Genomic DNA, 20,621 nt, shown 5'->3' on the forward strand with positions numbered 1-20,621 from the left:
GGAAGGATAATGCTTTCGTTTTTAAAAGCCCCGGCCAACGCGCCGCTCATCACCGATAAGCACGAGGTTGACGCCCGCTATCGCTACTGGCGGCGGCACATCCTGATCACCATTTGGTTGGGTTACGCGCTGTTCTATTTCACCCGTAAAAGCTTTAACGCCGCCGCGCCGGAAATCCTTGCCAGCGGCATTCTGAGTCGCAGCGATATCGGCCTGCTGGCGACGCTGTTTTACATCACCTACGGGGTGTCGAAATTTGTCTCCGGCATCGTTAGCGATCGCTCTAACGCTCGCTATTTTATGGGCATCGGGCTGATTGCGACCGGCGTAGTGAATATTCTGTTCGGCTTCTCGACCTCGCTGTGGGCCTTTGCTCTGCTATGGGCGTTGAACGCCTTTTTCCAGGGGTTTGGATCGCCGGTTTGCGCCCGTTTGCTGACCGCCTGGTACTCGCGTACCGAGCGCGGCGGCTGGTGGGCGTTATGGAATACCGCGCACAATGTCGGCGGGGCGCTGATCCCTCTCGTTATGGCCGCTGTCGCCCTGCATTATGGCTGGCGCGTCGGGATGATGGTGGCCGGGTTGCTTGCCATCGGGGTGGGCATGGTCCTCTGCTGGCGGCTGCGCGACCGTCCGCAGGCGATTGGTTTACCGCCGGTAGGCGACTGGCGGCACGATGCGCTGGAGGTCGCCCAACAGCAAGAGGGCGCGGGGCTAAGTCGCAAAGAAATCCTCGCTAAATATGTGCTGTTGAATCCCTATATCTGGCTGCTTTCGTTGTGTTATGTCTTAGTGTACGTGGTGCGCGCGGCGATCAACGACTGGGGCAACCTGTATATGTCCGAGACGCTGGGCGTGGATTTGGTCACGGCCAACACGGCAGTATCGATGTTTGAGCTGGGGGGATTTATCGGCGCGCTGGTGGCGGGCTGGGGCTCGGACAAACTCTTCAACGGTAACCGCGGACCGATGAATTTAATCTTCGCTGCCGGGATTTTGCTCTCTGTGGGTTCGCTGTGGCTGATGCCGTTCGCCAGCTACGTCATGCAGGCGGCCTGTTTCTTCACCACCGGTTTCTTTGTCTTCGGCCCGCAGATGCTCATTGGCATGGCGGCGGCGGAGTGCTCGCATAAAGAGGCGGCGGGCGCGGCCACCGGCTTTGTCGGCCTGTTCGCCTATCTCGGCGCGTCGCTTTCCGGCTGGCCGTTAGCGAAAGTGCTGGAGATCTGGCACTGGACCGGTTTTTTTGCGGTCATCGCCATCGCGGCGGGGATCTCCGCGCTATTGCTGCTGCCATTTCTGAACGCTCAGGCCCCACGCGAGACCAGCGAAGCGTGATGCACCTCACCTTTTTGCGCTGAATGGAGCAAAACTAAGAAATTTTCCCGGTTTTGCCTGGACGCTGTCGCAGGCCACTTTTCCTGTGGATTTTTACAATGCCTGCCATTCGCAGGTATAAAAATTAGCTCAGGAGTAATCCATGCTGGCCTTCTTAAACCAGGTGCGCAAGCCGACCCTGGATCTGCCGCTCGATGTGCGGCGTAAAATGTGGTTCAAGCCGTTCATGCAGTCCTATCTGGTGGTTTTTATCGGCTACCTGACCATGTACCTGATCCGCAAAAACTTTAACATCGCGCAGAACGACATGATCTCTACCTACGGGTTGAGCATGACCGAGCTGGGGATGATTGGCCTGGGCTTTTCGATCACCTACGGCGTGGGGAAAACGCTGGTTTCCTACTACGCTGACGGTAAAAATACCAAGCAGTTTCTACCGTTTATGTTGATCCTCTCCGCTATCTGTATGCTCGGCTTCAGCGCCAGCATGGGCGCGGGGTCAACCAGTCTGTTTCTGATGATCGCTTTCTATGCCCTGAGCGGTTTCTTCCAGAGTACCGGCGGATCGTGCAGCTACTCGACCATCACCAAATGGACTCCGCGTCGTAAACGCGGCACCTTTCTCGGCTTCTGGAATATCTCCCACAACCTCGGCGGCGCGGGCGCGGCAGGCGTGGCGCTGTTCGGCGCCAACTACCTGTTCGACGGTCACGTCATCGGCATGTTTATCTTCCCGTCGATTATCGCGCTGATTGTTGGCTTTATCGGTCTGCGTTTTGGCAGCGACTCCCCGGAATCTTACGGTCTGGGCAAAGCTGAAGAACTGTTCGGCGAAGAGATCAGCGAAGAGGACAAAGAGACTGAAGAAAACGAAATGACCAAGTGGCAGATCTTTGTTGAATATGTATTGAAAAACAAAGTGATCTGGCTGCTGTGCTTCTCCAATATCTTCCTGTATGTGGTGCGTATTGGTATCGACCAGTGGTCAACCGTCTACGCCTTCCAGGAACTGAAGCTCTCCAAAGAAGTGGCGATTCAGGGCTTTACCTTGTTTGAAGTGGGCGCGCTGGTCGGCACGTTGCTGTGGGGCTGGCTCTCTGACCTGGCGAACGGTCGTCGTGCGCTGGTAGCCTGTGTGGCGCTGGCGTTAATCATCGCCACCCTCGGCGTCTACCAGCACGCCAGCAACCAGTATGTCTATCTGGCCTCGCTGTTCGCGCTCGGTTTCCTGGTGTTTGGGCCGCAGCTATTAATTGGCGTGGCAGCAGTCGGTTTCGTACCGAAAAAAGCCATCGGCGCTGCGGACGGTATCAAAGGAACCTTCGCTTATCTTATCGGCGATAGCTTTGCCAAGCTGGGTCTGGGCATGATTGCCGACGGCACCCCCGTTTTTGGTCTGACCGGCTGGGTGGGCACCTTCGCCGCGCTGGACGCCGCCGCGATCGGCTGTATCTGCCTGATGGCGATGGTCGCCGTGATGGAAGAGCGCAAGATCCGCCGTGAGAAAAAAATTCAGCAAGTCAATATCGCTTAAATGTGTGCATTTGGTAACGTTTTGCCCGGCTTAACGCCGGGCTTTTTTATGCCTTGCGTTCGTCAGACAGGATATCCGGCGTCTGGCGTAAATGAAGACAGGCGTTAATAAATCACATACTGACAGGCCAGAACGTCGACAGTTATAAATTTACCGTTATGATGGGCATCCTGTTTGGTGACGGATGTGCGCATGATTTGGTTGATTCTGGCCACGTTTGTGGTGGTGTTTATTGTGGGGTTTCGGGTACTGACATCGGATACCCGCCGGGCGATTCGCCGCCTGAGCGAACGTCTGAATATTGATGTAGTGCCGATAGAATCGATGATTGATCAGATGGGTAAAACGGCGGGCGGTGAATTTTTACAGTATCTGCATCGCCCTGATGAGTCGCATTTGCAAAATGCCGCTCAGGTGTTACTGATCTGGCAAATGGTGATTGTCGATGGCGGCGATCAGAATTTGCAGCGGTGGCATCGCTTGCTGCAAAAAGCGCGTTTAGCCGCGCCGATCACCGATACACAGGTACGGCTGGCGCTGGGCTTTTTGCGCGAAATGGAACCCGATATGCAGGAGATCAACGCGTTTCAACTGCGCTATAACGCCTTTTTTCAGCCGGAAGAGGGTGTCCACTGGCTGCATTGATACTCTTCACTATCTCGTTAACAAAAGACGAGATGAATGAGGCTGGCAAGGGCGGCGAGCCACGATTAACGGCCGGGTGGCGCGATTCATCGTTAGCCAAATAAAGCGTAGCCGCCATCGTATTTGCTAAGGGTGAACCACAGAAGTAACGCACCGAATAACCGCTAACGACGCCAGAACATCAGAGACTTATAGCTCATCATTTCCGTGACATATATCACGGAAATGTGATCTTGTTTTGAACACTAAAACTGTGACTCCTTGCCATACCTCCTGTCTCAAAATTTCTTATCATAAACTCGAAGTTGTACATGATTGTCTATAGACAACTCTAAATGTTTAGGCACGCCCCATGAAAACATTGAGTAAAAGTTCACACATCCCACTGTATCAACAGGTTGTGGAGTGGATAAGGGAAAGTATTTATAGCGGAGAATTAGTTGAGGATGACCGGATACCTTCAGAGTTTCAAATCATGGATATGCTGGAGGTGAGTCGCGGTACCGTTAAAAAAGCGGTTGACCAACTTGTCCGGGAAGGTGTTCTTGTGCAAGTGCAGGGTAAAGGAACTTTCGTAAAGAAGGAAAATGTTGCTTACCCACTGGGTGAAGGTTTGCTCTCCTTTGCTGAAGCCTTAGCCAGCCAGAAGATAAACTTCACAACCAGTGTTATAACCTCCCGACTGGAGCCCGCTAACCGCTTTGTAGCAGAGAAACTGAGTATCAAACCGGGACAAGATGTTTTATTTCTTAAACGCCTTCGTTGTATTGGCGATGAAAAAGTCATGTTGATTGAAAATCGTATCAACATTGATCTCTGCCCCGGTATTATTGATGTAGATTTTACCAGGGAGAATTTATTTTCAGCAATAGAAAGATTATCTGATAAGAAAATAAGTTTTTCTGAAAGCCGTTACGCAGCTAAATTAATTGGTAATGAGCGAGGCCATTATCTTGATATTGGTGAAGACGCACCTGTTTTGCATTTGGAACAGTTGGTATTTTTCTCTAGAGGATTGGCCATTGATTTTGGTAACGTCTGGTTAAAAGGTAATAAATATTATCTTGGCACTATTTTACAGCGCCTGGATGCCTAACTAGCAAAGAGGAATCTATGCAGGATATTCATTTTCGCCGTCATTATGTTCGCCACCTCCCTAAAGAGGTGAGTCAGAATGACATAATCAAGGCTCTTGCCAGTCCGTTAATTAACGATGGTATGGTTGTATCTGATTTTGCCGATCACGTCATTACGCGAGAACAGAATTTTCCAACGGGTCTACCGGTTGAGCCTGTAGGTGTCGCTATTCCACATACTGATCACAGGTATGTTCGCCAAAACGCCATTAGCGTTGGAATACTGGCAGAACCCGTCAATTTCGAAGATATGGGCGGGGAACCAGATCCCGTACCTGTCAGGGTGGTGTTTATGCTTGCTTTAGGTGAAAGCAATAAGCAGCTCAACGTACTGGGTTGGATTATGGATGTGATCCAGGATGAGGATTTTATGCAGCAGTTACTGGTCATGAATGATGATGAAATTTATCAGTCAATTTACACACGCATATCTGAAAGAGGTGAAGTATGAGTAAAATGATACTATTTGTTTGCGCAACGGGTGTTGCTACTTCCACGGCGGTGGCAGAAAAAGTAATGGAATATTGTAAAGACAATGGGCTTGATGTTAATTATTCCCAAACTAATGTAGCCTCATTGCCAAACAATACCGATGGTGCAGCTTTGGTTGTATCAACAACGAAAGTTCCTTATGAACTGGATATTCCGGTTGTTAGTGGTCTGCCAATCATTACCGGAGTAGGTGAAGATAAAGTTCTTGAAAAAATAGTTTCAATCCTTAAAGGCCAAGCCTGATTTCATAAATAAAAAACAGATAAATTACCCAGGCGCTAACGCGAGGTCTGGTCACATCTGAATAAGAGGTCGGATATGAATGATATAGCACATACTCTCTATACCGTTGTGCAATATGTCCTGGGATTTGGCCCAACGGTTTTATTGCCGCTGGTCCTTTTTTTCCTGGCATTGTTCTTCAAAGTAAAACCCGCTAAAGCACTTCGCTCATCGTTAATTGTCGGAATAGGGTTTGTCGGAATTTATGCCATCTTTGACATACTTACCAGCAACGTAGGCCCGGCTGCACAGGCAATGGTTGAGCGAACTGGTATTAGCCTTCCTGTTGTCGATTTAGGCTGGCCACCATTGGCCGCAATTACCTGGGGCTCGCCAATCGCACCCTTTGTCATTCCGCTGACGATGCTGATTAATGTCGCCATGCTGGCCCTGAATAAGACACGTACTGTTGATGTCGACATGTGGAACTACTGGCACTTTGCCCTGGCTGGAACGCTGGTTTACTACAGCACAGGGAGTTTTGTTTTGGGTCTGTCCGCAGCCGCTATTGCCGCGATCGTGGTTCTCAAACTGGCGGACTGGTCAGCGCCATTAGTGGCAAAGTACTTCGGTCTGGAAGGTATTTCACTTCCGACCCTGTCATCTGTCGTCTTCTTTCCAATTGGATTGCTGTTCGACAAAATTATCGACAAGATCCCTGGCGTTAACCGTATTCATATTGATCCGGAAAACGTTCAGAAAAAAATGGGAATCTTCGGTGAGCCTATGATGGTGGGTACTATTCTGGGGGTCTTGTTGGGCATCATTGCCGGGTATGACTTTAAACATATCCTATTGCTGGGGATCAGCATTGGCGGTGTCATGTTCATTCTTCCGCGTATGGTACGAATTTTGATGGAAGGTTTATTACCTCTGTCTGAAGCCATTAAGAAATATTTGAATGCCAAATATCCTGGCCGTGATGATCTCTTTATCGGACTGGATATCGCGGTAGCAGTAGGTAACCCAGCCATTATATCTACAGCACTGATTCTGACACCCATCTCTGTCTTTATTGCATTCCTTCTTCCTGGCAATAAAGTCCTGCCACTCGGAGACCTTGCGAACCTGGCAGTCATGGCTTCCATGATTGTACTGGCATGTCGTGGCAATATTTTCCGGGCTGTGATAACCGCAATTCCTGTTATTGTCGCCGACTTGTGGATTGCGACCAAAATTGCGCCATTTATTACCGGTATGGCTAAAGATGTCAATTTCAAAATGGCTGAGGGGTCAAGTGGTCAGGTATCAAGCTTCCTTGATGGCGGTAACCCCTTCCGTTTCTGGCTGCTTGAAATATTCAACGGAAATATTATTGCTATCGGGCTGATTCCTGTGCTTGCGCTGGTTATTTATGGTGTTTTTCGCCTGACAAAAGGAACGGTCTATGCCTGATTACCACGCAGCGCTTGTCATTGACATTGGCACAACTAACTGCAAAGTCAGCTGTTATTCCTGTCATGACGTGTCAGTTTTGGAAGTCCGCAAGTTTCCGACGCCAACAATATCGTCGGACAAAGGCGAGGTAGATTTCGATATCGAAGCGCTGTGGCAGGCACTGCGACTGGTAATGGCTGAACTGGTGGCTTCAGTACCGTTCCCGGTAAAAAATATCAGTATTGCAAGTTTCGGTGAGTCTGGCGTCTTTGTGGATAAGGAGGGCGTCATTCTTACCCCGATGCTGGCCTGGTATGATCGACGTGGTGAATCTTATCTCTCGTCATTAAGCAAGGCAGAGGCTGAAGAACTGTATTCTATAACGGGATTGCCACCTCACAGTAATTACTCAGCATTTAAAATGAGATGGTTGCTTGATAACTACTCCTTGCATGAAAGAAAAGATATCTGCTGGTTACATGCACCAGAAGTGTTGTTGTGGCGAATGACAGGTGCGAAAAAGACGGAAATATCCCTGGCCAGTAGAACGTTGTGTCTGGACATTGCTCGCCGTACCTGGTCTCGTAATGCTGCCGGGATTCTCGGCATACCGTTCGGTGTACTGGCTCCGTTGATAAAGCCGGGTGAAGTGGCCGGATGGGTGACGGCAACACTCAGGCAGGAGTTGGGATTACCACATGAGGTAAAAGTCACCCTGGCCGGACACGATCATATGGTCGGTGCCCGCGCATTACAGATGCAACCGGGCGATGTGCTGAATTCTACCGGCACGACAGAGGGTATTTTACTGCTGAATACACAGCCAACGCTTGATGTGCAGGCTCGCAGGGATAAGCTGGCAAATGGTTGTTACTCCGATGGTGAATTTTTCACGCTTTTCGCTTCTCTGCCTGTCGGCGGTTATGCGCTTGAATGGGTGAAAAAAACCTTTCGTTTAACTGATAAGGAAATAAGCACAGGCCTGGAAAAAGCCATGGAGCAATACCTCAAACCTTCCTGGTCTGTCGAGCATGTGCCGGTATTTATTCCTCATTTGCGGGGCTCGGGTTCGCCAAATAAAAATCGGCACACTCGTGGCCTGCTTTTTGGTCTGACGGATTCACTTCCTCCGGAGTCTCTGCTTGAGAGTGTCTTTATTGGCCTGGCGATGGAGTTTGCACACTGTCACGGGTGCTTTAATATCCCGGCAGGCAGGACAGTAAAAGTCATTGGCCCTGCGGTGAAAAACCCATACTGGCTCCAGTTGAAGGCTGACATCCTCCAGTGTCCAATTGAGGCCATTGCTTTTGATGAAACCGTCTCCCTTGGAGCATTGTTGATAGCCTGTCCGAATGTTGTCCCCCCGACTGTTCCTGTGGCTGAGCGATATTTTCCTGACGCGGTTCGTTCTGCAAAGTTGAAAATATATCAGCAGCAATGGCTGTCATTTTACCAATTTAAACTGCGGCAAGAAGGGGCGCTTATTGGTGAATAACTGTGATAACTCAATAGTTCGATAATTTACTTACACTGCTCACATAAATATCTGGAGTTAATATGCCTTTAGTCAATGGTAGGATCCTGCTCAATTGTATTCAGGAAAAACATGTCCTTGCGGGTGCATTTAATACAACGAACCTGGAGACAACAATTTCCATTCTTAATGCAATAGAACGTTCCGGATTGCCCAATTTTATTCAAATTGCTCCTACTAATGCACAGCTTTCAGGTTACGATTACATTTATGAAATAGTTAAGCGACATGCCGATAAAATGGATATTCCTGTCAGCCTGCATCTGGATCATGGGAAAACTCTGGAAGATGTTAAGCAGGCTGTCCGGGCCGGATTTACCTCAGTAATGATTGATGGCGCGGCGCTACCGTTCGAAGAAAATATTGCATTTACCCGAGAAGCCGTCGATTTCTGTAAATCATTTGGTGTTCCCGTCGAAGCGGAATTAGGCGCTATTCTGGGTAAGGAAGATGATCATGTCAGCGAGGCTGACTGCAAAACTGAACCTGAGAAGGTTCAGCGCTTTGTTGAGGAGACAGGGTGCGACATGCTGGCAGTGTCAATTGGTAATGTACATGGTCTTGAAGATATCCCACGCATTGATATCCCGCTATTACAACGCATCGCGTCTGTCAGTCCGGTCCCTTTGGTTATTCATGGAGGTTCTGGTATTGACGCGGATATTCTTCGCAGCTTTGTTAATTACAAAGTAGCCAAAGTGAATATTGCGAGTGATTTGCGTAAAGCCTTTATTACTACTGTCGGTAAGGCTTGGGTAAATAATAACAACGAGGCTAATCTGGCGCGTGTCATGGCGAACGCAAAACAGGCAGTTGAGGATGATGTTTATTCTAAAATTAAGATGATGAATAAAAATCACTCAGCATTCCGCAAAGTCTCTTAAGGAAAATATATGATTAGACAAAAAGTACGCGTTATGAACAGTACGGGGCTTCATGCGCGGCCAGCCGCTACGCTTGCGAAAATTGTCAAAAAATACCAGTCTTCATTAACGCTAGTTAATAATGACAAAGAAATTCCCATTAAAGGAATGATGAGTATTTTGGGGGCTGGCGTAAAGGGAAACACAATGATTGATTTAATTTGTGATGGACAGGATGAACTGGCTTTTATGGATGAATTAAAATCTGCATTTGCTGATGGCTTTGGTGAGTCAGTATAGTGCAATTCCCGTCAAACAGCGCAGGAAGTTGTAGAGGCTTCCTGCACTCATTATCGTATGAATCGTCTCCACCCGGAAAACAATCCCGTCTGAGACTGTTATTAAATTTGTTTAATTACCCGTTGTTGAAGTGCTCATTTCAACAACGGGACAGGCAAATTATGGACGAAAAGAAACTCAAAGCCCTTGCGGCGGAACTGACTAAAGGGATGACCCCGCGCGAAATTGTTGCTACGTTCGAAAAAATGGAGTATGCCGATCCAAAACTGGCGGTGAGTCGTTTTATTCTCAAGTTAGGTGACCACCTGAGCGATCACCTTTAAAGTTATACAGAATTACTGACAGACTCTTTAGGAATCGAAACCAGGAGAATATCTCACAGGTGACATCGCACCTTTCTTTCTAAGATCCTCTGGAATCTTTTTACCGAGATAAAGCTGTGCTATCGCAGGTGGCGCTACTTTTCCTCGAAATCCAAAGCGGGAATTTTGAGTAGCTTCAAACTCCTCGTCTTCATCCCATGAGGATATCTCTGGGAAATTCTCACGGGTAGATTTGAGCCACTCATCAGCGACATATACACCCCTTACGATTCCCTTCACTGTAGCCAATATAACTTCAGCCTTACGGGCACGCTCAACGCTGACCCGCCAGCTAAAACGTACGGCATCATAAAGGTCCACATCTTTTGAACTTCTGTTAACAGAGATCATCAGGGCTTTATGTTGGAATACAATTGTTTCAGGTTGGTACGTGGCGATTAACTCTTTGATGTGTGCAGCGCCATATTCATTACTGCCAGCACCGTTCATGATATTAGTTAAACCGGGGTAGGCGTCTATAAGGGCGGCTTCAACCTCGTAAGCGGTCTTTTCATCAGCTATACCGTGTCGGTGAATAACATGAATGACCTCAAGACCAGCTAATCTTATCTCTCGAAGTTGCTTGAGCTTGTTACTAAGTAACTCATCATCATCCACTGCTGCAACCTCACCGCGCATATGAGCAAATTCACGATTGCCTTTTCCCTTCCCCACGTAGAAGGTACTTCCGTCCCTGGGATCAATTAATCGATACACATACCAGCCAAGGTGTTCCATTACTCCCGGTGGAAACTCATTAATATCCATGTCATAACGCCTATCAATTGATTCATAAAACCATGATACTGTCGATTAACAACTTATAGTACTCATTAATCTTTCCCGATGATTGATAAAGTGAGCAGCGTCTGTTGTTGGCGCTTAGCGGACATTTTAACTTTGCCCAACCCCAGACATCCGACTTAGTCTTAACAGACCATCGGTAAAACCCTCATACCAGCACCTTTAGCCCGTGTTTTTGGACAACATTAAGTAGTTTCAGTGACATCCCGCTGGGACGCTTGGCGCCGCTTTCCCACTTTTGAACCGTTGATACGCTGGTATTCAGGTACCGAGCGAAAACCGACTGGCTAACGTTGAGTTCTTCTCGTAACGCTTTTATTTCAAGTGGCTGCAGGTCTTTGATGCTGCTTAAGCAGGCCGTGTCAAAACTGCGCATTGTCTCTTGGGGAATGGCATCCACGCTAAATAATCCAGATGCCGCGCTATGAATCGCTTCAAAGGCAGGGCTTTTGAATTTAGTTTTTGCTGACATGGCGCACCTCTACCAGTTCTTTGTTATTAATGAGTGCCGTTATCTGATCTTCGGTCAGGCAAGCATAGTGTTTTGCTAACTCACGGAAACCCGCGAGTTCGCGATAGCTAATGTTGGCCATATCCTGTTTGGCATACAGGAAGGTGTAAAACCAATGTTCGCCTCCCTTTGCCAACACAATTGCGCGATCGCGGTTTTGATTGAGACGTTTTTTATAAACTCCGCCGCCGAGATTATCTGCTTTTCCTTGCAGTACGGCGTTGATGGCCTCGCTTAACTCGTCGTCTTTTATCGTGTGGGACTTCGCTTCTCTGTTAAACCACCTGGTTTTGAAGATTCGCATCAGGTTGACATCCTGTAATCTAAAGTATAGCACCAGGTGATACACTATGTCTTACCTTTTGGTTTTGCACGCAGCGAGAGAAGATAATTCTCAACGCTCGACCAGCCTCGCAAAATGCAGCGCAACAATGTCAGTTGCTAAAATGTTAATCAGATCACATTTTGTAATGTTACACTGCGTGGATTTTCCGCACTAAAACGACGCAGGTAACCACAATGAATGAAAATATCGCAGAAAAATTCCGCGCTGATGGAGTTGCCAGGCCTAATTGGTCAGCCGTTTTTGCCGTGGCGTTTTGTGTCGCCTGCCTGATTACCGTTGAGTTTTTGCCCGTTAGTCTGTTGACGCCGATGGCGCAGGATCTGGGGATCTCCGAGGGCGTCGCCGGTCAGTCGGTCACCGTTACGGCATTTGTCGCGATGTTTTCCAGCCTGTTCATTACCCAGATTATTCAGGCGACCGACAGGCGTTATATCGTTATTCTGTTCGCCGTTTTGCTGACGGCTTCTTGTCTGATGGTCTCCTTTGCCAACAGCTTTACGCTGCTGTTGCTGGGCCGCGCCTGTCTTGGGTTGGCGCTGGGCGGATTCTGGGCGATGTCGGCGTCGCTGACCATGCGACTGGTTCCCGCGCGTACCGTGCCGAAAGCGCTGTCGGTGATTTTTGGCGCGGTTTCCATCGCGTTAGTGATCGCCGCGCCGCTGGGCAGTTTTTTGGGCGGTATTATTGGCTGGCGTAATGTCTTTAACGCCGCTGCGGTGATGGGCGTACTGTGCGTCATCTGGGTGGTGAAATCACTGCCGTCGCTGCCGGGCGAACCTTCTCACCAGAAACAGAATATGTTTAGCCTGTTGCAACGCCCTGGCGTGATGGCCGGGATGATCGCCATCTTTATGTCTTTTGCCGGGCAGTTCGCTTTCTTTACCTATATTCGCCCGGTCTATATGAATCTGGCGGGCTTTGACGTTGATGGTCTGACGCTGGTGTTGCTCAGTTTTGGTATTGCCAGCTTCGTTGGCACTTCTTTCTCATCTTATGTCCTGAAACGTTCGGTAAAACTGGCGCTGGCCGGTGCGCCGCTGCTACTGGCGCTGAGCGCGCTGACGCTCATTGTGTGGGGAAGCGACAAAACCGTGGCGGCGGTCATAGCGATTATCTGGGGGCTGGCGTTTGCGCTGGTGCCGGTGGGATGGTCAACGTGGATCACTCGTTCCCTTGCCGATCAGGCGGAAAAAGCCGGTTCCATCCAGGTCGCGGTGATTCAACTGGCAAATACCTGTGGCGCGGCGGTGGGCGGTTATGCGCTCGACAATTTCGGGCTGCTTTCGCCGCTGGCGCTTTCCGGCGGACTGATGCTGTTGACGATGTTAGTCGTGGCGGCGAAAGTCCGTATTACGCCAATGAGTTGATATTGCTGCCATTTGTAGGCCGGATACGACGTTAGTCGTTATCCGGCAATAATAAACGCTTAATCAAAACCGTTATGCTCTGCGGTGGCGGCAAACCATTCTCCGCTTTTTTTCACCGTGCGCGTTTGGGTGGCTAAATCCAGTTGTACAAAACCATAGCGATTTTTATAGCCGTTCAGCCATGACCAGTTATCGATAAAGGTCCACATGTGGTAGCCAAGACAGTGACAGCCCTCGCTAATGCCTTTATGCAGCCATTTAAGATGCTCAGAGATAAAGTCAATCCGGTAATCATCGTGAATCTGTCCCGCTTGCACAAAACGCTGCTCGTTCTCAACGCCCATCCCGTTTTCGGAGATAAAACAGCGCGGATTGCCGTAATTATTCCGCAGGTTGGTGATGATGTCGTAAATTCCTGGCGCGTAAATTTCCCAGCCGCGGTAAGGGTTCATCTTGCGCCCCGGCATGTCGTAATAGTCAAATAACCACTCCGGCATAAACGGCGCTTGCGGATTCACCGCCGTATCACGGCATTTCACGCGGCGCGGCTGATAATAGTTAATCCCCAGTAAATCGATTTTGCCGTCGGCAATAAGCTGACGATCGTCTGGCTGACAGGCAGGCAACTGGTCATAGGTTTTCAGCAGCGCCACCAAGTCCGCCGGGTATTCTCCCTTTAATACCGGGTCAAGAAAACTGCGGTTGAATAACAGATCCGCATGATGCGCGGCTTGCACATCGGCGGGATGCTGCGAGCGTGGGTAGGACGGCGTCAGATTCAGCACTACGCCGATTTCACCGTCGTAGCGCCCGGCGCGCCAGGCGCGCACGGCGGTCGAGTGCGCCAGCACGGTATGGTACGCCACGGTGGCTGCACGTTTAAAATCCACCACATTGGGATAGTGGAAGTCGTACAAATAGCCGCCTTCCACCGGCACAATCGGCTCGTTAAAGGTAAACCAGTGCTTCACGCGGTCGCCAAACAAGGTAAAACACGTTTGCGCGTACCGACCAAACGCCTCTACGACGTCGCGATTTTCCCAGCCGCCTTTCTCCTGCATGACCATCGGCATATCAAAATGGAACAGCGTAATAAACGGCGTGATGCCCTGCGCCAGTAGCTCGTCGATGACGTGATTGTAGAAGCTCACCGCTTGTGGATTCACCTCGCCTACGCCGTCTGGAATGAGCCGCGCCCAGCTTAGCGAGGTGCGAAAACTGTTGTGTTTTAACTGTTTCAGTAGCGCGATGTCTTGCTTCCAGTGGCGATAGAACGTTGAGGTTTCCGCTGGGCCGACGCCCTGGTGAAAACGATCAGGCTGGCGCTCGAACCACACATCCCACGTGGTCTGGCTTTTACCGCCATTCAGACTATCCCCTTCGGTTTGCAACGCTGAGCAGGCGCTGCCCCACCAGAAGTTATCGGGAAAACGGTATCGCATTGTCGTGCTCCTTGATCGCGTAAATTCGCTCCAGAATACGCGGTTTTAGCGAACAGAAACCGGTTACAGTCCGCATTTTCGCGACCAAAAAACGGAAAAGGTGTGCTACATCTCCGGGCATTCCACCTTGCCGAGAGCCTGCCAGTAGTTATGCTGATTGTTGCGCTCTATCGCGATCATCGCCTCCCGAATATGCTGCTGGTTCCCCTCGCTCGCCATGATTTTTTTCTCCCAGGCTTCATCGGTTAGCGCGCCTTTGGGCGTACACATTTTGCGCAAATCCTTTAAAATCGTATTTTTTTCATGCGCCGACTGGAGTGAGCTAAACGGAGAGTCGGCATACGTGACGCCCGGTAGCGTGACAAGTGTGGCAATAAGCAGAAGCGTTTTTCGTTTCATAAACGGTATCCTTATCAGTTTGCACTTTTTCAAGAGTAAGTGTAGACCGTGCGACGTTCACTCATCGTGGCGTGCTATCCGTTGGCGTTGAAGTCAGGCAAAAGTGGGAAGGCGGTTTCTCGCTGCGCCTTCACTTTCTTGCGTGGCAGAATAGTGTATGTTCTGACTACTCTTTTATTTCGTAAGCGGTAGTGTAATGAGACGTATTGAGATCGTACTGGGAGAGCTGGAACGGCTGACGCGCGGGCTATGTCTTGCCGATTTGGCGCAGGAGACGGCGTTTACGGCGGAGGCGATAGGTTTCAATCTTGGGCTGGCGCGTAACTCCGTCAGCAAAGATCTCAATCAGTTATGGAATGACGGCCTGGCAATCAAAAGCCGTGGCCGCCCGGTCTATTTTCTGCATCGTCAGGCGCTGGAAACGTTGCTGGGACGACAGCTGGAAGAGTCTGAACGCGAAGTGCGGTCGGTGGCGGATGTGCTGCCGCATGAAGAGCATTACGCGCCCGACGATCCGTTTACCAGCCTGATTGGTTACGATCGCAGCCTGCGCGATGCGGTAGAAAAAGGCCGTGCGGCGGTGCTCTATCCGCACGGTTTACACGTTCTGCTTACCGGGCCGTCCGGCGTCGGTAAAACCTTTTTTGCGGAACTGATGCACCGTTTCGCCTGTGAACAGGCGAGCGGCGTTATCCCGCCGCTGGTCTACTTTAACTGCGCGGAATACGCCCATAACCCGGAACTGCTCTCCTCTCATCTGTTTGGTCATCGGCAGGGGGCATTTACCGGCGCGAATGAACATAAAACAGGCCTCGTGGAGCAGGCGGACGGTGGTTATCTGCTGCTGGACGAGGTGCACCGTCTGTCTTATGAAGGGCAGGAAAAGCTGTTCTCTATTCTGGATAAAGGCGAGTACCGTCCGCTCGGCGTGAGCAGCCAGCCGCGATCAATTTCGGTACGCCTGATTTGCGCCACTACCGAGCCGGTCGGGTCGGCGCTGTTACGTACTTTCCAGCGGCGTATTCAGGTATGCATTGATTTGCCGGGCATTCGCCAGCGCTCCGTTGAAGAACAGATCGAACTGATCGTGGGGTTCTTACAGCGGGAAAGCCGCAAAATAGAACGCACGGTCAGCATTGATAAACCGTTGTTGCTCTGGTTGCTGAATAAACCCCTGGAAGGCAATATCGGTCAGCTAAAAAGCGATATTCAGTTTCTTTGCGCTCAGGCGTGGGCATCGGGAATGACCGAGCATAACGACACGCTACAGCTGGATAAACGGCTGGCGGAGATGTCGGTTAACCCGACGCCGGAACAGCGTCTATTGGTGGATACTCTGTTTGACGGTAAAGCGCGGCTAAATATAGACGCGCGCACGCTGCCCGCATTGAAGACGTCGCTGGCGACCGGGGCGGAAATTGAAGAGAGCGACCTCTTTTACAGCTTCCTGACGCGCGAATATGTTAATTTGCGCAACAGTAACGTCCCCCCGGCGGAGACGCTGGCGATCCTGAAAAATAAACTCAGCTCGATTTTTGAATACGGTCTCTACAGCCGCGACAGCGTGGCGCATCCGCCGCGCTATGGCGACCAGATTGAAGAGCGCGTGACGCTGCTGATTGGCTGCGTAGAGCAGGTGTTGGGCTTTTCGCTGCCGGAAAATCTGGTTAACCCACTGCGTAAACACTTCCTGGCGCTGATAGGCTACGTGCAGCGTGGCCTGATCCCGCAGCTTTACTCTTCCAGTTTGATCCTGGATCGCTGCAAAGACGAATATGACAACGCCGCGCTGCTGTGTCGGAAAATCAACGAACTGCTGCATATTCAGTGTCCGGCGACGGAAGTGGTCTGGCTATGCCTGTTCCTGAAAGAGTGCCGCCATTATCGTCAGCGCATCGATGCCAGCCCCGACTGCGGGGTCATTTTGATCGCCCACGGCGCGACCACCGCCACCAGTCAGGCGCAATATGTCAACCGCGTGCTGGAGCGCGAGCTGTTCAGCGCCATCGACATGCCGTTTGAACAGTCGGTGCATGACACGCTGGAAACGCTGACCCAAATGATTCAAACCCGCCAATATCGGCGGCTTATCCTGTTGGTGGACATCGGTTCATTAATCCATTTCGGCAGTACGATCAGTAAATTATTCCAGATAGATGTTTTGCTCATGCCGAATATCACGCTGACCAGTCTACTGGAAGTCGGGCTGGATTTAAGCTATGAAACCAGCGACTTACCACAGTTGACGGCGCTCCTGCAGAGTAAAAATATCCCCTGCCAGCTTTGTACGCCGCAGCAGGAGAACGGCGGCAAAGTGCTGGTCATCTCCTGTATTACCGGCATGGGAACGGCGGAAAAAATCAAAAAGGTGCTGGAGGAGAGCTTTGGCGAACTGATGTCGCAGGACACCAGGATGGTGATCCTTGATTATAACGAGGTACGAAGTCTGGAGCGCGTTCAGCAGGCATTGAATGCCAGCGAGCGGCTGGCGGGGATTGTCGGCACTTTCCAGCCGGGGCTGCCGGATATTCCGTTTATTTCGCTGGAAGAGCTTTTCTCCGAACAAGGGCCTGAACTGGTGTTGAGCCTGTTAACGCCCGATCTGTCCAACGCTGAACGCCGTCTGGAGATGGAGCGCAGCGCCATGCGCTTTATCAGCGCGCTAACGATGGAGAGCATCATCAACCATATTTCCGTGCTTAACCCGCAGCGTATTCTGAAAGAGATGGAGGGCGTTTTTAACCATCTGACGTCTTCGCTTTCCCTGAAACCAAGCCGCCAGGTGACACTGCGCTTCCTGATCCACTGCTGCTGTATGGTAGAGCGTATTGTGATTAACCGTAAACCGTTACAGATGGCGCTGGAAAGTCAGCCGAATCTGGACGCGCGCGCGTTTAGTGTCATCAAATCCGCTTTTCTGCCCATCGAAGACGCCTACGCCATCCGTTTATCGGATGCGGAATATTTTTATATCTACGAACTGCTCTATAGCTAATCCTTTTACTGGCGGGGCTTCGCGCCTCGCCAGACCTTTCTTCTTCCTCGCGTGACACAAATTCTGGCACAACCTTTGCTCTTCTGATGATGCGTTATGCCGGATAGCGGCGTAAACGCCTTATCCGGCCTACCAGGAGTGTTCTGTAGGCCCGGTAAGCGCAGTGCCACCGGGCAATATATGCCGGTGTTCTCATGTAATTGCGCCAGGAGGCCATTTTGACTACCACACAACCGTTGCCCCACATCCTGCTGCTGACGCATGGCGGCTGGGGACAACCGCTTTGCAACAGCCTGCGTATGGTCACGGGCGAAATTAAAGGCGTGACGGAAATCGCGCTAATGCCTGTCGATACGCTGGGCGAGTTTTATCAACGCGTCGAGGCCGTGGTGAAAACGCTGCCGGAAGGCTCGCTGATCCTGACGGATTTTGTCGGCGGCACGACGTCCAACGTCGCGGCGCGACTAAGCGCCGATTATCCGGTGGCGGTGATTGCCGGACTGAATGCGTCGCTACTGCTGGAGGCGCTGGACAGGCGCGAACAAGGGATGCTAACCGCCTGCGTGGATGAGTTAGTTGAGGCCGGGCGCAGTAGCTGCCTGGATGTGGTCGCCCATGTACGTCAGCTACAACAATCACTCTAAGGAAAACATCATGGCCAATATCGTTTTATGCCGCATCGACAGCCGTCTCATTCATGGGCAGGTTGTCACGAAGTGGGTCGGACAATCTCAGGCGAACCGGATAGCCGTTGTGAGTGATGAACTGGATGCCGATCCGTTTATGAAAAATATCTACCTGATGGCCGCGCCGCCAAATATCAAAGTGGATTGCTTCGGCAACCAGAGTTTTGCCGCCGCATGGAAAGAAAATCAGCTTGGCGACGGTAACGTGCTGGTGCTTTTTCCCTCACTGGCGGCGGTGCAGGACGCCATACAACTGGGCTTTGACGTCACCCGCATTCAGGTTGGCGGTCTCGGCGGCGGGCCAAACCGCAAAGCGGTTTTTCAGAATATTACGCTGGATGAAAAAGACGTCGGCATTCTTAACGACCTGAAAAACCGTGGCGTTCAGGTATTTTTCCAGACCATTCCGGAAGATAAGCCGCAGCCGCTCGACGATATCCTGAAAAAATTCTAACCCTTTAATAGACACAAAATCATTCTGGATGCATCGAGGCGGCAACTGAGTGAATCCCCTGGAGCTTACTAAAGTAAGTGACTGGGGTGAGCGAAGGCAGCCAACAAAGAGGCAGCCTGAAGGATGAAGTGTATAGGATAACACTATGGATACCTTACTCTTTGCAAGCCTGATGGGGTTGTATTACTGGTTTGCCCGTTTACGCCTCGGCTACACCTTCTCCGCGATGCTGTTACAACCGGTGGTGATCGCGGTATTTGTCGGGCTTTTGCTTGGCAATATGCAGACCGCGATGATTATCGGCGCAGGGATGCAGCTCGTTTATTTGGGCGTGACCTCAACGCCGGGCGGCAACGTGCCGTCGGACCCGGCGCTGGCGGCCTGTATCTCCATTCCTATCGCGGTGAAGGCCGGTATGGACCCAAACCTGGCGATCGCGCTGGCAATCCCGTTTGGCGTGATTGGCGTGTTTCTCGATCAGCTTAGGCGCACGCTGAACGCCGCCTGGGTGCATATGGCGGATAAACACGCGGAAACGGCAAACATGGCGGGCATCATGCGTTGCGCCTTTCTTTACCCGGCATTGCTGGGGTTGGTACTGCGCTTCCCGGTGGTCTTTGCCGCTAACTACTTTGGCCAGGATGTGGTGGAAAGTTTCCTTAAACTGATGCCGCACTGGTTAACCCACTCCTTTGAAATCATGGGCGGCATTCTGCCAGCGCTGGGCTTTGCCATCACCATTATGGTGATCGGTAAAAAGAGCCTGCTGCCGTGGTTTATCGGCGGGTTCTTCGCGGTGTTGTACCTCAAGGTCGACATCATGGCGATGGCCATCTTCGGCACCTGTGTCGCCTTCCTGATTAAAGGCCTGGCGAAAAATGAAGGAGCAGCATGATGAGCAGTGACGTAATGCAACATGAACTGGTTGAGCGCGCGCGGGAAAGCGGGGCGCTGACCAAAGCAGATATCACCAAAGCCTGGTTTATCTACTGGCTGGGCGCCGAGGTTTCCAGCTCCTATGAACGCTTACAAAGCCTGATTTTCTGCGCCTCGATGACGCCGATCATCAAAAAACTCTACCCGCAAAAAGAGGAGCAGGTAGAAGCGCTAAAACGCCACCTTAACTTCTTTAACTCCGAGCAGACCTTCGGCGCGGTGATTCAGGGCATCTCTATTGCAATGGAAGAACAAAAAACGCGCGGCGAGCCGATTAACGACTCGTCTATCACCGGCATTAAAACGGGCCTGATGGGGCCGCTTGCCGGGATGGGCGACTCGATTATCTGGGCGGCGGTGATGCCGCTGTTGATAGCGATCTTTATTCCGTTCGCAGCAAATGGCAGCGCGATGGGCGGTATTATCCCGCTGATTCTCTACCCGGCGATCACCCTGGCGATCAGCTACGGTATGGTCCACAAGGGATATACGCTGGGGCGTGATTCGATTATCGGCCTGCTGCAGGGGGGGCGAATCAAAGAACTGATCTACGGGGCCAACGTGCTGGGTTTGATCATGATGGGCGCGCTTTCCGCCAGCTACGTCAAAATCACCACGCCGTTAAAAATTAGCGCCTTGAAAGGATCTGAAGTGGTGGTTCAGCAGATCCTCGACTCTATCGCGCCGGGCTTACTGCCACTGGCGGCGGTATTCGCCATCTACTTCTATCTGGTAAAAAAAGGGCCGCGCTACACCACCATTTTGCTGTCGATTGTCGCACTGAGCATAGTCTGTTCGTTGTTGGGAGTGCTGTAAAT

The 20,621-nt window shown here is 50.9% G+C and carries 22 protein-coding genes; 17 read left to right on the forward strand and 5 right to left on the reverse strand.

The window, feature by feature from the left end:
- Window positions 1-9 precede the first annotated feature (9 nt).
- From ACLD3P_RS14315 to ACLD3P_RS14365, 11 genes are all read left to right on the forward strand, one after another.
- A complete protein-coding gene (locus ACLD3P_RS14315) occupies window positions 10-1,338 on the forward strand; it encodes an MFS transporter (RefSeq protein WP_000948164.1) in 1,329 nt (442 codons plus the stop codon).
- 142 nt (window positions 1,339-1,480) lie between these two features.
- On the forward strand, window positions 1,481-2,872 hold the full coding sequence (gene uhpT / locus ACLD3P_RS14320; RefSeq protein WP_411006478.1) for an MFS transporter: 1,392 nt from the start codon (window positions 1,481-1,483) through the stop codon (window positions 2,870-2,872).
- 192 nt (window positions 2,873-3,064) lie between these two features.
- Window positions 3,065-3,517 (forward strand): DUF1198 domain-containing protein, encoded by a 453-nt coding sequence (locus ACLD3P_RS14325; RefSeq protein ID WP_001519640.1) that lies wholly within the window; start codon window positions 3,065-3,067, stop codon window positions 3,515-3,517.
- Window positions 3,518-3,869: 352 nt separating this feature from the next.
- Entirely contained in the window at window positions 3,870-4,613 is a 744-nt protein-coding gene (locus tag ACLD3P_RS14330) for a GntR family transcriptional regulator (protein ID WP_000854956.1), read from the forward strand.
- Between the two features lie 17 nt (window positions 4,614-4,630).
- A complete protein-coding gene (locus tag ACLD3P_RS14335; RefSeq protein ID WP_001152237.1) occupies window positions 4,631-5,104 on the forward strand; it encodes a PTS sugar transporter subunit IIA in 474 nt (157 codons plus the stop codon).
- Window positions 5,101-5,388: a PTS sugar transporter subunit IIB gene (locus tag ACLD3P_RS14340; RefSeq protein WP_000041396.1), complete on the forward strand. Its 288-nt coding sequence runs from the start codon at window positions 5,101-5,103 to the stop codon at window positions 5,386-5,388. The genes ACLD3P_RS14335 and ACLD3P_RS14340 overlap by 4 nt, the downstream gene beginning before the upstream one ends.
- A gap of 75 nt (window positions 5,389-5,463) precedes the next feature.
- A complete protein-coding gene (locus ACLD3P_RS14345; protein WP_000997825.1) occupies window positions 5,464-6,822 on the forward strand; it encodes a PTS galactitol transporter subunit IIC in 1,359 nt (452 codons plus the stop codon).
- Window positions 6,815-8,299 carry an FGGY-family carbohydrate kinase gene (locus tag ACLD3P_RS14350; RefSeq protein ID WP_079983975.1) on the forward strand — a complete coding sequence of 495 codons (1,485 nt, stop codon included), beginning with the start codon at window positions 6,815-6,817 and terminating at the stop codon, window positions 8,297-8,299. The genes ACLD3P_RS14345 and ACLD3P_RS14350 overlap by 8 nt, the downstream gene beginning before the upstream one ends.
- Before the next feature lie 62 nt (window positions 8,300-8,361).
- Window positions 8,362-9,222, forward strand: a complete 861-nt coding sequence (locus ACLD3P_RS14355; RefSeq protein WP_001131798.1) for a class II aldolase — start codon at window positions 8,362-8,364, stop codon at window positions 9,220-9,222.
- 9 nt (window positions 9,223-9,231) lie between these two features.
- A complete protein-coding gene (locus ACLD3P_RS14360) occupies window positions 9,232-9,501 on the forward strand; it encodes an HPr family phosphocarrier protein (protein WP_000621026.1) in 270 nt (89 codons plus the stop codon).
- Window positions 9,502-9,662: 161 nt separating this feature from the next.
- Window positions 9,663-9,824 carry a hypothetical protein gene (locus ACLD3P_RS14365; protein ID WP_000343619.1) on the forward strand — a complete coding sequence of 54 codons (162 nt, stop codon included), beginning with the start codon at window positions 9,663-9,665 and terminating at the stop codon, window positions 9,822-9,824.
- A gap of 27 nt (window positions 9,825-9,851) precedes the next feature.
- Here the strand turns inward: ACLD3P_RS14365 and ACLD3P_RS14370 are convergent, their stop codons facing one another.
- From ACLD3P_RS14370 to ACLD3P_RS14380, 3 genes are all read right to left on the reverse strand, one after another.
- A complete protein-coding gene (locus tag ACLD3P_RS14370; protein WP_411006710.1) occupies window positions 9,852-10,631 on the reverse strand; it encodes an LEM-3-like GIY-YIG domain-containing protein in 780 nt (259 codons plus the stop codon).
- Window positions 10,632-10,815: 184 nt separating this feature from the next.
- Complete coding sequence (locus tag ACLD3P_RS14375; RefSeq protein WP_001274842.1) at window positions 10,816-11,139, reverse strand: helix-turn-helix domain-containing protein; 324 nt, start codon at window positions 11,137-11,139, stop codon at window positions 10,816-10,818.
- Entirely contained in the window at window positions 11,123-11,482 is a 360-nt protein-coding gene (locus ACLD3P_RS14380) for a type II toxin-antitoxin system RelE/ParE family toxin (protein ID WP_001217953.1), read from the reverse strand. Before ACLD3P_RS14380 ends, ACLD3P_RS14375 begins: the two co-directional genes overlap by 17 nt.
- A gap of 215 nt (window positions 11,483-11,697) precedes the next feature.
- Here ACLD3P_RS14380 and nepI point away from each other — a divergent pair, with 215 nt between their 5' ends.
- Window positions 11,698-12,891, forward strand: coding sequence for a purine ribonucleoside efflux pump NepI (nepI, locus tag ACLD3P_RS14385; protein WP_061377038.1), 1,194 nt, complete (start codon window positions 11,698-11,700; stop codon window positions 12,889-12,891).
- Between the two features lie 59 nt (window positions 12,892-12,950).
- Here the strand turns inward: nepI and ACLD3P_RS14390 are convergent, their stop codons facing one another.
- A complete protein-coding gene (locus ACLD3P_RS14390; RefSeq protein ID WP_411006477.1) occupies window positions 12,951-14,333 on the reverse strand; it encodes a glycoside hydrolase family 1 protein in 1,383 nt (460 codons plus the stop codon).
- 105 nt (window positions 14,334-14,438) lie between these two features.
- Window positions 14,439-14,732: a YicS family protein gene (locus ACLD3P_RS14395; protein ID WP_076166800.1), complete on the reverse strand. Its 294-nt coding sequence runs from the start codon at window positions 14,730-14,732 to the stop codon at window positions 14,439-14,441.
- 196 nt (window positions 14,733-14,928) lie between these two features.
- Between ACLD3P_RS14395 and dagR the strand changes: the two genes are divergently transcribed.
- The 5 genes from dagR (at window position 14,929) to ACLD3P_RS14420 (ending at window position 20,619) form a co-directional block, all read left to right on the forward strand.
- Window positions 14,929-17,727, forward strand: a complete 2,799-nt coding sequence (gene dagR / locus ACLD3P_RS14400) for a transcriptional regulator DagR (RefSeq protein WP_069721088.1) — start codon at window positions 14,929-14,931, stop codon at window positions 17,725-17,727.
- A 218-nt stretch (window positions 17,728-17,945) separates the two neighbouring features.
- Window positions 17,946-18,371 carry a PTS sugar transporter subunit IIA gene (locus tag ACLD3P_RS14405; protein ID WP_000214106.1) on the forward strand — a complete coding sequence of 142 codons (426 nt, stop codon included), beginning with the start codon at window positions 17,946-17,948 and terminating at the stop codon, window positions 18,369-18,371.
- A 10-nt stretch (window positions 18,372-18,381) separates the two neighbouring features.
- Window positions 18,382-18,867: a PTS system mannose/fructose/N-acetylgalactosamine-transporter subunit IIB gene (locus ACLD3P_RS14410; protein ID WP_001284295.1), complete on the forward strand. Its 486-nt coding sequence runs from the start codon at window positions 18,382-18,384 to the stop codon at window positions 18,865-18,867.
- 145 nt (window positions 18,868-19,012) lie between these two features.
- On the forward strand, window positions 19,013-19,762 hold the full coding sequence (locus ACLD3P_RS14415; RefSeq protein WP_000380259.1) for a PTS mannose/fructose/sorbose/N-acetylgalactosamine transporter subunit IIC: 750 nt from the start codon (window positions 19,013-19,015) through the stop codon (window positions 19,760-19,762).
- A complete protein-coding gene (locus ACLD3P_RS14420) occupies window positions 19,759-20,619 on the forward strand; it encodes a PTS system mannose/fructose/sorbose family transporter subunit IID (protein ID WP_001526325.1) in 861 nt (286 codons plus the stop codon). Before ACLD3P_RS14415 ends, ACLD3P_RS14420 begins: the two co-directional genes overlap by 4 nt.
- Window positions 20,620-20,621 lie beyond the last annotated feature (2 nt).

Origin of the sequence: Salmonella sp. 741265073_HBA (assembly GCF_046569105.1) — a bacterium.
Taxonomy (GTDB): Bacteria; Pseudomonadota; Gammaproteobacteria; order Enterobacterales; family Enterobacteriaceae; genus Salmonella; species Salmonella enterica.

What these genes read in the sequence shown, in the direction of transcription:
- ACLD3P_RS14415 (WP_000380259.1), top strand. Translation starts at nt 19,013, where the DNA reads ATGGATACCTTACTCTTTGCAAGCCTGATGGGGTTGTATTACTGGTTT.
- ACLD3P_RS14345 (WP_000997825.1), top strand. Translation starts at nt 5,464, where the DNA reads ATGAATGATATAGCACATACTCTCTATACCGTTGTGCAATATGTCCTG.
- ACLD3P_RS14390 (WP_411006477.1), bottom strand. Translation starts at nt 14,333, where the DNA reads ATGCGATACCGTTTTCCCGATAACTTCTGGTGGGGCAGCGCCTGCTCA.
- ACLD3P_RS14335 (WP_001152237.1), top strand. Translation starts at nt 4,631, where the DNA reads ATGCAGGATATTCATTTTCGCCGTCATTATGTTCGCCACCTCCCTAAA.
- ACLD3P_RS14330 (WP_000854956.1), top strand. Translation starts at nt 3,870, where the DNA reads ATGAAAACATTGAGTAAAAGTTCACACATCCCACTGTATCAACAGGTT.
- ACLD3P_RS14340 (WP_000041396.1), top strand. Translation starts at nt 5,101, where the DNA reads ATGAGTAAAATGATACTATTTGTTTGCGCAACGGGTGTTGCTACTTCC.
- dagR (WP_069721088.1), top strand. Translation starts at nt 14,929, where the DNA reads ATGAGACGTATTGAGATCGTACTGGGAGAGCTGGAACGGCTGACGCGC.
- uhpT (WP_411006478.1), top strand. Translation starts at nt 1,481, where the DNA reads ATGCTGGCCTTCTTAAACCAGGTGCGCAAGCCGACCCTGGATCTGCCG.
- ACLD3P_RS14410 (WP_001284295.1), top strand. Translation starts at nt 18,382, where the DNA reads ATGGCCAATATCGTTTTATGCCGCATCGACAGCCGTCTCATTCATGGG.
- ACLD3P_RS14395 (WP_076166800.1), bottom strand. Translation starts at nt 14,732, where the DNA reads ATGAAACGAAAAACGCTTCTGCTTATTGCCACACTTGTCACGCTACCG.
- ACLD3P_RS14370 (WP_411006710.1), bottom strand. Translation starts at nt 10,631, where the DNA reads ATGGATATTAATGAGTTTCCACCGGGAGTAATGGAACACCTTGGCTGG.
- ACLD3P_RS14380 (WP_001217953.1), bottom strand. Translation starts at nt 11,482, where the DNA reads ATGCGAATCTTCAAAACCAGGTGGTTTAACAGAGAAGCGAAGTCCCAC.
- ACLD3P_RS14375 (WP_001274842.1), bottom strand. Translation starts at nt 11,139, where the DNA reads ATGTCAGCAAAAACTAAATTCAAAAGCCCTGCCTTTGAAGCGATTCAT.
- ACLD3P_RS14360 (WP_000621026.1), top strand. Translation starts at nt 9,232, where the DNA reads ATGATTAGACAAAAAGTACGCGTTATGAACAGTACGGGGCTTCATGCG.
- ACLD3P_RS14350 (WP_079983975.1), top strand. Translation starts at nt 6,815, where the DNA reads ATGCCTGATTACCACGCAGCGCTTGTCATTGACATTGGCACAACTAAC.
- ACLD3P_RS14325 (WP_001519640.1), top strand. Translation starts at nt 3,065, where the DNA reads ATGATTTGGTTGATTCTGGCCACGTTTGTGGTGGTGTTTATTGTGGGG.
- ACLD3P_RS14315 (WP_000948164.1), top strand. Translation starts at nt 10, where the DNA reads ATGCTTTCGTTTTTAAAAGCCCCGGCCAACGCGCCGCTCATCACCGAT.
- ACLD3P_RS14355 (WP_001131798.1), top strand. Translation starts at nt 8,362, where the DNA reads ATGCCTTTAGTCAATGGTAGGATCCTGCTCAATTGTATTCAGGAAAAA.
- ACLD3P_RS14420 (WP_001526325.1), top strand. Translation starts at nt 19,759, where the DNA reads ATGATGAGCAGTGACGTAATGCAACATGAACTGGTTGAGCGCGCGCGG.
- nepI (WP_061377038.1), top strand. Translation starts at nt 11,698, where the DNA reads ATGAATGAAAATATCGCAGAAAAATTCCGCGCTGATGGAGTTGCCAGG.
- ACLD3P_RS14365 (WP_000343619.1), top strand. Translation starts at nt 9,663, where the DNA reads ATGGACGAAAAGAAACTCAAAGCCCTTGCGGCGGAACTGACTAAAGGG.